General features: G+C 72.5%; 10 protein-coding genes. 1 reads left to right on the top strand and 9 read right to left on the bottom strand.

The features are described from left to right. Positions 1-48: 48 nt before the first annotated feature. Both ACWGDB_RS36240 and ACWGDB_RS36235 read right to left on the bottom strand, forming a co-directional pair. Positions 49-456, bottom strand: a complete 408-nt coding sequence (locus ACWGDB_RS36240; protein WP_165341385.1) for a PIN domain-containing protein — start codon at positions 454-456, stop codon at positions 49-51. Continuing rightward, a complete protein-coding gene (locus ACWGDB_RS36235) occupies positions 453-728 on the bottom strand; it encodes a hypothetical protein (RefSeq protein WP_453826353.1) in 276 nt (91 codons plus the stop codon). The genes ACWGDB_RS36240 and ACWGDB_RS36235 overlap by 4 nt, the downstream gene beginning before the upstream one ends. A gap of 483 nt (positions 729-1,211) precedes the next feature. On the opposite strand from ACWGDB_RS36235, the gene ACWGDB_RS36230 reads away from it, so the two are divergent. After that, positions 1,212-2,630, top strand: coding sequence for an ATP-binding protein (locus tag ACWGDB_RS36230; protein ID WP_453826366.1), 1,419 nt, complete (start codon positions 1,212-1,214; stop codon positions 2,628-2,630). Between the two features lie 66 nt (positions 2,631-2,696). Here the strand turns inward: ACWGDB_RS36230 and ACWGDB_RS36225 are convergent, their stop codons facing one another. The 7 genes from ACWGDB_RS36225 to ACWGDB_RS36195 all read right to left on the bottom strand — a co-directional run bounded on the left by ACWGDB_RS36225 (position 2,697) and on the right by ACWGDB_RS36195 (position 12,692). After that, a complete protein-coding gene (locus tag ACWGDB_RS36225) occupies positions 2,697-3,035 on the bottom strand; it encodes a CU044_2847 family protein (protein ID WP_453826352.1) in 339 nt (112 codons plus the stop codon). Positions 3,036-3,070: 35 nt separating this feature from the next. Next, positions 3,071-4,294 carry an ABC transporter substrate-binding protein gene (locus tag ACWGDB_RS36220; RefSeq protein WP_453826351.1) on the bottom strand — a complete coding sequence of 408 codons (1,224 nt, stop codon included), beginning with the start codon at positions 4,292-4,294 and terminating at the stop codon, positions 3,071-3,073. Then, complete coding sequence (locus ACWGDB_RS36215) at positions 4,291-5,106, bottom strand: hypothetical protein (protein WP_453826350.1); 816 nt, start codon at positions 5,104-5,106, stop codon at positions 4,291-4,293. The genes ACWGDB_RS36220 and ACWGDB_RS36215 overlap by 4 nt, the downstream gene beginning before the upstream one ends. A gap of 35 nt (positions 5,107-5,141) precedes the next feature. Next, positions 5,142-6,593, bottom strand: a complete 1,452-nt coding sequence (locus tag ACWGDB_RS36210; RefSeq protein ID WP_453826349.1) for a VWA domain-containing protein — start codon at positions 6,591-6,593, stop codon at positions 5,142-5,144. Between the two features lie 84 nt (positions 6,594-6,677). After that, on the bottom strand, positions 6,678-8,795 hold the full coding sequence (locus ACWGDB_RS36205; protein WP_453826348.1) for a tetratricopeptide repeat protein: 2,118 nt from the start codon (positions 8,793-8,795) through the stop codon (positions 6,678-6,680). A 10-nt stretch (positions 8,796-8,805) separates the two neighbouring features. Beyond that, entirely contained in the window at positions 8,806-10,512 is a 1,707-nt protein-coding gene (locus tag ACWGDB_RS36200) for a S1 family peptidase (protein WP_453826347.1), read from the bottom strand. 65 nt (positions 10,513-10,577) lie between these two features. Next, the gene (locus ACWGDB_RS36195; protein WP_453826346.1) at positions 10,578-12,692 is read right to left on the bottom strand and encodes a hypothetical protein; all 2,115 of its coding nucleotides are present in this window, start codon (positions 12,690-12,692) and stop codon (positions 10,578-10,580) included. Positions 12,693-12,700 lie beyond the last annotated feature (8 nt).

The following is a 12,700-nucleotide window of genomic DNA, read 5'->3' as shown; positions in this document are numbered from 1 at the left end:
CCGCGGGGTCGGCGAGACAGCGCAATTCAAGCTGAGTGAACGCCAAGGTCAGACATCCTTGATCTGTACGCCGTCGCCGCACAGTTTCGACCAGTCGTCGCGGTCCGAGGTCATTACGAGGACAGGTGCCGGGGAGCGGAGCGCCATCGCGGCTACGAGGGCGTCGATGGCGTACTTGTGGCCGTGCAGGCCGCCGGCGTCGCTCAGGAGCTGCACCGCAGTGAAACTGTCCGCCTGGGTGACGTCTTGGACTTGAAGGCGGGAGAGCACCCAGCGCAGTCGGGCGGTATCTGTCTTCCCGTAGACGGCCTCCACCACGGTTAGGGCCGATACGAGGACGGGCACGCCCACGCGCCGAGCGGCCTCGATCCGGGTGATCATCTGGCGGTCGTTGCGCAACAGCAGCGACAGCGCCTGGGAGTCGAGCACCAGGGACCTGGCCGCGGGCTCCTTCATGCGGCGCTGTCGTTCGACGTGTAGGGCACCGGTGCGTCACCGAACAGTTCGCTCTGCGCGGCCTGGACCTCGGCATCGCTCAGCGGCTCGTGCTCGGCTTCGTAGGCGGCCACGATCTCGGCGAGGCCGTCCATGGCGAGCTGATGCCGGACCGCTGCCGTCACGTATGCGGACACGCCGCGCTTACCGGTACGGGTGCGCAGCGTACCGAGGAGTTCGGAGGGTATCGACACGGAGATGTTCTCCGTGCCACCGGGGCGGGATGACTTCATGGCCACAAGTCTAGTACAGAAACTATTACAGCGTCTGGAGCACTGTGCGGCCTGTATCCGGGGCGGGTGTTGATGCGTAGTCTTGGCGCTTCTGGACCTTCTTGTGCTTTGCAGTGAATCCCGTGCTGGGATGGTGCTGGGATGTGCCTGCATAACCGCAGGTCAGAGTAGTTGTGGTGGAGTTCCGGTTCAACGTGTAGCGGGTGACATGCCACCACGTCGCTGATCTGGCAAAACATGCCGGTCAGAGAGGGCCCGGCTTTTCGGGGGCGGGTCCTCTGCGGTGACACCCGAGAACTCTTTCATCGCATCGGCGATATCGGCTCGCTGGCGGGGATCCTGGATCCCCGCCATTTCTGTGGGCTGAGGCGGCCCCCGAATATGGGCAGAGATCGTGACCAGGAGCGACAACTGGCGAAGGCTGTGCGCTAACCTCCATGTTACTAACATTATTGTTAGTGTCATGCGTGGAGGTCGATGGGCGTGGTGGATTTCGTAGGCCGTCGGCAGGAGCTGGCGACGCTGGAGCGAGAGCTGCAGAAGGTGGCGGCGGGGGTTGGCGGGGAGCGGCCCGGTCGGTGCGTGATGTTGCGTGGGCGGCGCCGGGTGGGCAAGTCGCGACTGGTCGAGCGGTTTGCTGAGCGCTCCGGGGCTCCGTTCTTGTTCTACGCGGCGACCGGTGCGTCCCCCAGGGATGATCTGGCACGGCTGGCCCGGGACGCCCAGGCGTCGACGCTGCCGTTGGCGGGGCTGGTGGCCGCCGCACGGCCGGAGAACTGGGACGCCGCGTTCGATGTGCTGGCTGCGGCGCTGCCCGCCGACCGGGCGAGCGTGCTGGTCATCGACGAGGTGCCGTACCTGATGGACGCCGATGGCGCCTTCGAGGGGATGCTGCAACGGGCCTGGGACCGGGTACTGGAGACCAAGCCGGTGCTGCTGGTCCTCATCGGTTCCGATCTGTCGATGATGGAGGCACTGAACAGCTACGGACGCCCCTTCCATCAGCGCGGCCGGGAGATGGTGCTGGGACCGCTGAATCCCGCCGAGGTGGGGCGGATGCTCGGGCTGGATCCGGCGGAAGCCTTCGACGCCGCGCTGGTCACCGGCGGGCTGCCGCTGATCTGCGCGGAGTGGCCGCGAGGCGCGGGGTTGTGGGACTTCCTCGGTGAGGCGCTGAGCGACCCGGTCTCGGCCCTGCTGGTGTCGGCCGAGCGTTCGCTGGCTGCCGAATTTCCCCCGCAGGCTCAGGCGCGAACGGTGCTGGCGGCCATCGGCAGTGGTGAGCGGACCTTCACCAACATCGCTCGTGCAGCCGGCGGGATCGGGGCCACGCCGCTGCAGCGAGCGCTGGAGCTGCTCACGGACAAGCGGATCGTCGCTGCGGAGCTGCCCGTATCGCTGCGTCCGTCGAAGGATCGCCGTTACCGGGTGACAGATCCCTACCTGCGGTTCTGGCTGCACCTGCTCGGCCCCTCCATGGAGGAGATCGAGCGGGGGCGGGGCGATCTGACCCTGGCGCGGATCCGGGAGAACTGGACCAGCTGGCGCGGCCGCGCCGTCGAGCCCCTCGTCCGCGAGGCTCTGGCCCGGATACTGCCCGACGATCGGCTTCCCGCGGCCCCCGCGGTGGGCGGCTACTGGACCCGTACCAACGACGTCGAGATCGATATCGTCGGGGCGGATCGCGCTCCCATTGCCAACGAGCTGTTCTTCGTTGGCTCCATCAAGTGGCTGGCGCAGTCGCCCTTCGACCGGCACGACTTGGCCGCTCTCCATCGACACCGGGCCGCCCTCACGGACGAGCCTGTTCCAGTCGTGGCGGTTTCGCGCAGTGGAGTCGACTGCCCGGGGCTCGATGCCGCTTACGGCCCCGGCGACTTGCTGAACGCATGGCCGCTGTGAGTGCGAATGCCGACGAGGCACGGGAGTACTTGTTCGGGCCCGAGGTCAGGGGTGTGCCGTGGCGCCCTAGTTCGTACCCGAGTCGGGCGTCGCGACGCTGCCGTTCCAGCGGAGCGTGACGTCCAGGTGGGCGCCGGCCGTGGCGCTCGACAGGACGGCGCCCAGCTTGGCGTCCAGGACGACGCCGAAGGTGACCTCCACCTCGTCGGGCCGCTCGGCGAGGGACCGGAAGCCGCTGATCACGTCGGACGCGGCGGCGGTGACCGGTGCCAGGGCGTCCCGCAGGGAGGTCGCCGCGCTCTCCAGTCGTGTTCCTAGTCCCACCGCGCCGGTGCCCGCGCGGGCGGGCGGGGCGACGAGGACGACGGTGCCGTCGGAGAGGGTGAACTGGACTGCGTCCGGCATGGGGGCTCCTGGGGGAGGGGGAGAGTCGGGGCGTGTCAGGCGTGGTTCGGGGTGCCGCAGAGGGGAGTGGGCGGCGGGGAGTCCCGCATCTCCCGCTGGACCCTGTTGAGCGCCTCCAGCAGTGCGGGCAGTTCCCTGCCGTTCGCGTACTCCAGGACCGCTCGGTAGAAGGCGGCGGACACATCGGGATCCATCGCGTCGGCGGCGCTGAAGCAGAGCGTGTATCCGGAGCGGAGCATCCCGGCGATCCGCTCCTGGGTGTCGTGGCCGTACGCCGTCACCTTCCTGTTGGCCGAGAGCGCGTATCCGGGTGCGTCCACCCAGGCCTGCTGGGCCTGTTCACTCGCCAGGTAGGAGATGAGCCGGTCGGCACCGGCGTTGTTCCCGGTGAACTTGCCGACGAAGTCCGCCGAGACCTCCAGCACGCGATCCGGGGACGGCGTCACATACGTGTACGCGCCGGGATTCACCCGGTCCGGCCCGAAGCCCATCGCGGACAGCGCGCCGTGGCCGAGGGAGCAGGAGTTGTCGGTCATGCCGTCGGCGGCCTCGCTGAACCTGCGGGTGGCGGCGCCGTCGGGGGCGCTCTCGATCAGATCGCCCCAGGCCCGCCACGCCTCGTCGATCGGCGCCGAGTCCCACTTCAGGTCGCCCGACACCCAGGCCTCGTAGGTGTCCACGCCCGCCTCGGCGAGCAGGAGGTCCGCGATCCAGTCGGCGCCGGGCCAGCCGGACGTCGGGCCCGACTCCAGCCCCAGGCACCAGCTTTCGGGCCGGGCGCGCAGTGCGGCCCAGGTGCGGGGAGGGGGCGGGGCGACCTTCGTCGCGTCGTACCAGACGAGGCTCTTGACGTCGGCCTTGACGGGGACCGCGTAGACGTCGCCGTCCTCCATGGCCAGCTCGCGGAACGGCTCGACGTACGCGGTCGTGTCGACGGCGAGTGGCCTGAGCGCCCTGTCCTTGCGGTACTTGGTGATCGCGCCCACGCTCGGCAGCACCGCCAGGTCGGGCGCCGCCCCGGCGGCCACGGCGGCGTCGAGTTGCTGGGTGAGGGCGCGGGTGACCTGCGGTTCGACGTCGATGCCGGGGTTGCGGTCCTCGAAGGCCTCGATGACCGAGTAGAACGCCTTGAACTCGGTGCCGGACCAGGGAACCATGATCGTCACCCGCTCCTTCTCCGGCCCGCCGCAGCCGGCCGCCGCCAGGAGCAGGCCGAGGGCCAGGGCGCAGCGCACGAGTGGTGCCGTCGGCCGTCTCATGGGTGCGGGAACCGGTACTCGTCGATACGGGGGCGGTACGCGACGTATCCGAGTCCACCGGCGGCGATGAGCAGGGGCAGCGCGATCGCCATGACCCACCCCTTGCCGGGGAGCAGCGGATCGCTGCACGCGATGACGGCGACGGACGCGGTCGCCAGCAGGGCCAGGCCGAGCGCCGGGCTGGGGTACTGCCGGAAGTGACGGGCGACGACATAGCCGGTCGCACAGGCCAGCAGCAGCATGACGGCCACCGGCGTGATGAACAGGGGCCACAGCAGGAAGGGGTTCAGCCAGCGCGAGCGGAGCTGCTCGTCCAGGGCCAGGGTCTCGATCTCCCGGAGATCCTCGAGCGATTCGATGAGCCCGCCCGTGAACCGGACGTCACGGCCCTGGTCGTCCTGTTCCGGCCCGTCCTCCACGGCCGGGATGGCGGCCGTCGCACCCTGCGGGCCGTTGGCCAGCTGGAGGCAGGTCGTCAACTGGCCCTGGACGAACTGGATGTGGTGCAGCCCCTGCTCCCCGGCCGCGTTGCCCTCCGCCGCCGAGGTGAGGAGGGCGGTCACACTGCTGGTGGCGTTGGCGAAGCCGGTGCCGGTGCCGATCAGGTCGACCTCGCCGGTGGCCGCCGCCGCTTTCCTGAGCTCGTCCTTCGCCCGTACGGCCGCCGCGCGTGCCTCCGTGAGGTTGTCGATGGCCTGACGTGTGCGGTCGGCGGCGGCCATCTGCTCGCCGGCCCGGTTGGCCACCAGCAGATACAGCAAGGCGGTCAGCGCCACCATGCTCAGCACGCCCACCCGGAGCCGGCGCAACACGACGACGGGATGGGGCCGCCGCCCCCGCACCACCCTCACGACGCGTCCACCGGCGGGCCGCTCGCCGTGCCGTCCCCGAACCGATGCCCGCACTCCTCGCAGAACTTGGCCGAGGCCGACGTCGCCTCCGTACGGCACCGCGGGCACTCACGGGGCGGTAACGGCTGTTCGGGCAGGGGGAGTTCGACCGCGTCCACCCGGGGCGCCACCGTCTTCGTCGAGTCGACCCCGATCCGCTGGATCTCCGCACGGGAGACATCGCGCCGCACCCGCAGCCGCCCGTCGGGGCCGGTGGTCGCCAGCGCCCGCAGCAGCCCTAGCCGCAGAGTGTCCCGGAGGTCCTGGGCGAGGCCGGTCGCCAGGCGCAGTTCGTGGTCGGCTCGTTCCAGGTCTCCGCGCAGGTGGGCGTCGGCGCAGGCGCGCATCGCCATGCCGAGTTCGCGTTCGTTCTCGACCCGGGTGAGATGGGCCGACCTGGGGATCCCGAAACCGGGTGTCGAGCGGCGGCGTACCACCATGGCCGCCGTGTCGGAGCAGGGCCGCCGCGTGCCGTCGGGGCGCTCGGCGTGCAGGGTGATGCGGGCGGCGCGCAGGTCCTCGTCGACGGTGAGGGCGCGCGGGTCGAAGCGCAGGGAGACGTGGTACTGACGGGATTCCGGGGGCCAGGAGCCCAGCGGGACATGCGTCTCGCCGTCCTGCGACTGGCGAGCCGTCAGTTCGGCCTCGACGGGGCGGGTCTGGCGTACGAAGGCGAGCCGGAACCGGTCGTTGAGGCGCAGGCCCAGGTAGACGCGGGGCACGACGATGCGTTGTGCCTGGCGCATGAGCCGGGTGAAGTCCTCGGTGAGGTCGGAGACGCTGACGACGGCCGCGGCGGTGCCGTGCAGGGCCTCGGTGATGCGCAGCAGCTCGGCGTAGTGCCAGTCGCCGCCCACCCCTCGGGCGTCGCACACGAACCGGTCGGCGCACGCGGTGAGTACGTTGCCGAGCTCATCGGCCGTCTCGTGCTCGTCCTTGCCGTCCGTGTAGAGCACGGCGTGGCGCACGGTGCCGGGGGCGGCCACCGACGTGAACAGGTGCTGGGCGCAGGCCAGCCACTGCCCGATCGCCGTACCGCCCTCGGCGAACTGGCCGACGACCCGCAGCTTGGCGTCCTCCCGTGCCAAGGCGTCGACGCGGGCCAGGCCGCCGGTCGTCGGGAAGATCACCTCGGCCTTGTGGTGGCCCGCGACGATCCCCAGGTAGGTGCCGTCCCGCAGGGTGTCGATGGCGGCGCACATCGCGCGTTTCGCCTCGTCCAGCTTCCGGCCGGACATGGACAACGACCGGTCCATGATGAGGATCTCGGCGCCGGGCCGGTCCGGGGCCGCGTTCGCTTCCGCATCCGCGGCGGAGCGTGCCGTGACGGTGACGAGGGCGTCCGCGCGCTGCTCGTCGTGGGCCAGATCCGAGGGCGCGTCCACTTCCAGGGCAAAGCTGAGCCCCAAGGGCGAGCTGTCCCCCACCGGCACCACCCGATCGCGTCGCTGCGTGTCCTTTACGGAGCGTGTAACCGTCCCTTACCCGGCGTATCAGGAGCTTAGCGTTCTGGGTGATCCTCCGAAACGGGAACGACCGGATCTTCCACGTCGTCCGGCCCTTCGCCACCGCAGCGGGGGACGCAGCCGGTTCGCCAGGTCCACCAGTGCGACGTACTCGCGCTCGGTGGGCGCGTGCGGGCCGAGTTCGCGGATAGCGTCGGACAGTTGCTCGCGGTCGCGATGGTGCAGGAAGCGCGCGTACCGGATCTCCGCGCGCAGTCCCGCGGCCGCCGCCGCGTCCACGTCGAGGCCGTCCAGGCCCGCCCCCGCCCGTTCCAGGTCGTCCCCGGTGGGCTCCCGGTGGGCGGACCCGTCGAGGATCATGACGCTGAGGCGTACGGCCGCCACGCGGGCCTCGCGTTCGTAGCGGAACTCCTGCGCCAGCCGTACGGCCGTGCCCACCGCCTCGGTCCGCTCGCCGCACAGCAGATGGACGCGGGCCAGACCGAAACCCGCCGCGCCGAGTGCGGGGGTGTAGTCGAAGACCGCGCCGTAGTGCGACCGGGCGGCCGCGAGGTCGTCCTGGAGTTCGGCGCACAGGCCGAGGGCGAGCTGCGGTATCAACTCGCCGGGGACCGCCTCCCGCACGGTGGTGAACGCCCGGGCGGCCGACTGCGCGTCCTCGCGGGCCAGCGCGATCAGGCCGGAGTACCAGGCGTGCAGCCAGTGCCAGTCGGGCAGGCCCGCCGCCGCGAGCGCCCGCTCCGCCAGCTCCGGGTCCCGTCTGCGCAGGGCGAGCCGGCTCTCCGCCAGGGCGCGTCCGGCCGAGCCCGCCATGTCCGGGGCGTCGGGATCGGACAGCGGGGCCGGGAGCGCGGCGGCGATGTCGCCGGGCTCGGGGGAGGCGAACGGCGCGCGCATCGTCAGCGTCGCGTCCTCGCCGGGCCGCGCCTCGACCCAGTGGGCGAGCGGCCGGGCCGCCCCGAGGCCACCGTGCAGGGGCTCGGGCATCGAGCCGAACAGGGCCGACGGGCGCGCCACTTGACGATGGGCCGGCGCCGCCGCGACGACCTGCCGGATGACACCGCTGAGCTGTTCCGCGAACTGCCGCGCCGACACGAACCGTCGCCAGGGCTGCTCGGTGTCCGTGGCGCGGTCCAGCAGCAGCCGGAGCGAGTCGACGCCCGGCACCGAGCGGTCGGTCCAGCGGGAGTGGCACATCTCGCGCAGGGTCATGCCGAGGGAGTACAGGTCGAAGCCCGGGGTCGGACGCCGATGCTCCGGATCGCCCTCCGGGGGTGCGTACGGCGGGGTGTACGCCACGACCGGCCCCGCGTCCCTCTGACTGCGCACCGCGCCGAAGTCGATGAGCCGCACCCGGTCCAGCGTGCCCGCCGGGCTCTGCTCCCGGAACCGGATGATGTTCAGGGGTTTGACGTCGCAGTGCAGCAGGCCCCGGGCGTGCAGATAGTCGAGCGCCTGGAGGATGCGGATCCCGTGCGCCAGGAGGGTCTCCAGCCTGTCGCCGTCACCCGCCGAGAGCGGTACGCCCGGGACGTACTCCAGGACGAGATGCGGCCCCTCGTGCTCGTAACCCAGGATGCGGACGATGCTGTCGTGCCGGAGCCCGACCAGGACGTCCCGTTCGTGCAGGGCGGTCCTCGCGACCGACTTGTTCAGGGCCTTGAGGACGACGTGGGTGGCGAGGTTGCGGTCGTGGACGAGGTAGGCCGCGCCGTACGCCCCCGAGCCGAGGACGCGTTCGACGTCGTAGCGGTCGGCGATGGTGAGGCCGCTGGGCTGGGCGAAGTCGAAGCGGGTGCCGCAGCGGGGGCAGAAGCCCTTCGTCCGGCCCGGTTCGCCGGCCGAGCCCCGGCCGACCGGCTCCCGGCAGGACGGGTTCGCGCAGAAACGATGCTCCTCGGCGACGGGGTCCGCCGAGCGGAGCGGTAGGTCCGGGACCTCGGGACCCCGGTCGGAGTCGACCAGACCGAGCCCGTACCAGGGGTCCGGGCGCACCTGCGCCACGCCGACGCCCGCTCCCCGCACCGGCTCGGGAACACGCACCGGCGGCGTGGCGTGGTCCCGCGGCAGCGGGCGCCGGTCGCACGCGTCGCAGAAGCCCTGCTCGTCGATCTCGCCACGCCCGCAGTCGGGGCGATTGCACATCGGCACGGCGTCACCCTTCCTCGATACGGCGGTTGACCTCGTCCATGTACCGGCCGACCGACCGGCGGGCGGCCGCGAGGTCGATCGGCACGGTCTGCAGCGCGCGGGCTGCGGGGGCGTGCAGCTCGGCGAGACGGCGGTCCTCGTCGCCGAAGTACCGGGCCGCGCGCAGCCGGTGCAGCTCCAGGGTCGAGGAGAGGTCCTGGTGGGCCCCGGCCAGCCGGCGCACCTCGCGGTCGTAGCGGGCCACGGCGGCGCGCGCGGCGACGGCCCGGTCGTGGACCGCGGTGAGTTCGGGGCTGGGCTCCGTCACCCGGGCGACGGCCAGCCGGACCCGCAGCCGGGGCGCGGTGCGGGGCGGCAGCCGGGGCGGGGCGAAGAACCGCACACCCCAGTCCTGTTCCAGCGCGGCAGCGGCGTCCTCCTCGGCGGCGAGCAGGCCGACGACCCCCTGGGCGTTCGCGGCGGTCACGGCCCCGACGGCGGGTCCGCGGATCGGTTCCGGGTCCAGGGACACGTCATGGGCGAGACCGTCCGGCGGCATGCCCTCGAAGCCGAGCACCAGACGGAGGCCCCGCGACCGGGCCCGTCCGGCCAACGGCCCCAGCAGATCCCGTACGAGCGCCTCCGGGTCCTGCGCCCGGTCCACGCCGCCCACCACCAGACAGGCCGGCGGCCGGCGCCGCAGCAGCTGCCGAGCCACCGCGCGGGCGTCGCCGCCGGGTAACCCGAACCGGCGCGCGAGATAACCGCACACGTCGGCGACCGACCTGCCGCGGGCGTCGAAGGCCGCGTCGATGACGCCCAGCCCGAGAACCGTGTCGCCGGGCGCGCCGGTGAGTTCGTCGTCGGAGACGGTGGCCCGGGTCGCCGGGTCGGCCGTGCGCACGAGGCGTACCAGCCAGGAGTCGCCGACCGCGGTCGTGCCGCCGGTGCCGACGACGACCGTGCCGGACCACCCGCTGTCGAGCAGCCGGGTGAGCTCCTGCGTCAGGGCGAGCCGCAGCGGGTCGCCCAGCACGTCGTCCGTCAACTCGCCGCGGGTGCGGCCGAGTTCGTCGGTGGGGTCACCGTCGAAGAACCCCAGCTCACCTATGCGGGGCAGATACGACAGCACCGTCTCGGTGGGCAGCATCCAGGCGGCCTTCGCGTCGCCGTCGACGTAGTCGGCCACCACGATGCCGATGACGCGCCCGTCGAACTCGCCGCCCAGCGCCATCACTCCCGCGCCCGAATACCCGGGCTCGATCCACGGATCGCCCTCGCGCACCCGTTTCAGCAGGCCCCACTCGCCCTGCCGGCCACCGGACCCCGCGAGCCGCGCGTCCGTCCCCATGCCGATCGGGTCGGCATGGGGAAAGCCGTACACGCGCACCGAGCCGCCGGAAATGGGTGCCTTCCACAGGGTGGTTCGGGTGCCGCACCCGGCCGGTTCGTCGAGTTCGAGAAGGGCCACGTCGCCGCGCTGCGTGTCGTCCCTGTGCACCCAGGTGCCCGGGGCGACATGCGCGACACGGCTCCACTCCGGGCGGCACGCGACGCTGCTGATCCGCACGTGAGCCGTGGTGCCCCCAGGGCCCGCTCCGGCGTCCCGGACCACATGCGCGCAGGTCAGCACATGCCGGTCGTCGAGCAGTACTCCGGCGCCGCACGGCGTGCCGTCCTCGTCGTCCACCCTCACGCGCCATGGACCGTCACTGTGGTGATGCAGCGCCATAGGCCCACGGTATGGCAACGGACGCCACATCGACCCGAGTTGTCCGGCCAGGCACGTCCCGTCCCTCAGCCATCCGGGCTCGCAGCGGTGCCGGCTCCTTCCGCGTGCAGTTCCAGGCTCACCGTCAGCTGGATCTGGGCGTCGACCCAGGCCGGGACGGCCGCCGTCGCGCCGTCCCGGTGGAGGGTCGTGCCCAGGTCGCGTACCAGGCGGGCGGCCGTGTGCAGACCGGCGCGTCGGAGTGCCGCCGCGCTGTCGGTCAGGCGGGCGCGGGCGGGCGTCGTCAGTCGGCGCAGGCCGTGGTGGGCCGCCTGGGCCAGGGCGGTGAGGGCCGATTCGAGTGCCGTGGTGATCGGGTCGGTGGGCCGGGCCCGGGCCACGGCGAGGGTGGCGTCGCCTTCCCCCGGGGCGAGGTCGGGAATGATCACGCCCTGGGAGGTCAGTACGGCCAACGGGTCCAGCACGATCCTGCCGTGGGCGCGGTTCAGCATGCCGCTGACGCCGTGGACCTCCTCGTCGCCGAGCGCGGCGGCGAGCGCGTCCAGGCCGCCCGGGCAGAGGGGGTTGTAGGCGGCGCGGACCAGGATCTCGTTGCCCGCCGGGTCGCGTACGACCGCTTCCAGCCGCTGCGCGGCGGGGTCGTAGCCGACGGACTCCACGGCACTGGCCTCCACCACCCGCACCGACTCCGCCTCGACCCGCGGGCGGATCAGACGGGGCGGCCGTTCGCCGGCCGCCCGCAGATGCGCGGCGGTGTCCCGGAGCAACAGGCTGCCGGGCAGTTCCCGCCAGGCCGAGCCGAGCGGGGTGACGCTGGTGGCGGCGATGCGGCCCCGGGAGATGGAGACGGTCCGGTCGGCGGCGCGTGAGGTGTGCTCGCTGACCACGTTCGCGGCGGCGAGGGTGCGCAGGGGCGAGCCGAGCAGGCGGCGGGCGGCCAACTCGTGCCCGGCGGGGGACTGGTCCTCCGCCAGGTCCCAGCGTTTGCGCAGCACCAGCGCGATTCCGGCTTCCGCGTGGGCGAAGTACGTCTCGGCGGTACGGTCGCGCGCCGTGCCGCCGATCCGGCAGCCGAGCGCCACCAGCCGAACCCGGCGCAGCGGTGTCTCCGGTGCCTCCTTGGTGCCCAGCACCCCCACCGGGTCATGTCCGGCGGCGCGGTGCCTGGCGTGCAGCTCGGCCAGCAGCAGGGCGAAGCGCTCCGCCTCGTAGAGGGTGCCGCGTGTGGCGTACGCGTCGATCTGCTCCCGCAGTTCGGCCACCGCACCGGCGGGCCAGTGCAGGGAGGCGGCGGTCAGCGACTCCTGGGCACGGGCGAGCGAGCCGGCGAAGACCGGGCCCGCCTGCTGGACGCCGTCCAGGAGGAGGTCGTCGGCGAGGGCCAGGGCGGTGCGGAGGGGGCCGTCGGTGAGGTGTGCGGTGGTGGTGGGGGTGCGGCCGCCGACGCTTACCTCGGTGGGGTGGGGGGTGTTGGGGGTGGCTGTGGTTTCGGGAGCTTTGGCAGCCGGCGCGGCGGGACCAGTTGCGAACTGTGCGGTGGCCGTGGCCTCTGCCGTCTTCGTGCCGTCCGTGCCGGCTGCGGCCCGGAACGCCCAGACCGCCAGGGCCACCACCTCGCCGCGCAGTGCGGCGGACGCGTCGGTGAGGGCGTAGCCCAGTTCGTGGGGGACCGGGAAACGGACGGTGCAGGTGGGCAGTTCGACGCGGGGTTCCGGGTCGGCGGCGGTGGGGTGGTGCAGTCTGGCGAGGTAGCCGCGGTCCTTGACGCGCTGAGCGGCGGAGAGGGCCGCCCGGCCCAGGGCGGCGGCCAGGGCGTCGTCGTCGAACTCGGCCGGCGTCCAGTCGACGAACTCGGCCTTGGCCGCGGGCGAGTCGTCCTCCGGGGCGGACCCGACCGTGCGCTGATACGCGAGCACCAGTCCGATGCGGTGGCGGCACACCCCCGTCGCCGCGCAGCCGCAGTCCGCCGCGTCCAGGCCGAGGCCCGGCGGGAGAGCCGTGTCCGTCCCGTCCGGGTAGCGTCCGCGTACGGTGCCGTCGTCGGCGACGGTCACCTCCGGACCGGAGCCCGCCACCAGGTCTTTCTCGGCACGCTTGACGAGGCCGCGGTTGGCGAGGGAGGCGAGCGTCCGGGGCGTCAGGGCCAGCAGATCGGTGCGGAGGGTCGCCGGCTGTGTCATACGAGTCG

The sequence above is a fragment of the Streptomyces sp. NPDC055013 genome (genome assembly GCF_053608645.1).
This window is presented reverse-complemented; position numbering and strand designations above follow the sequence as displayed.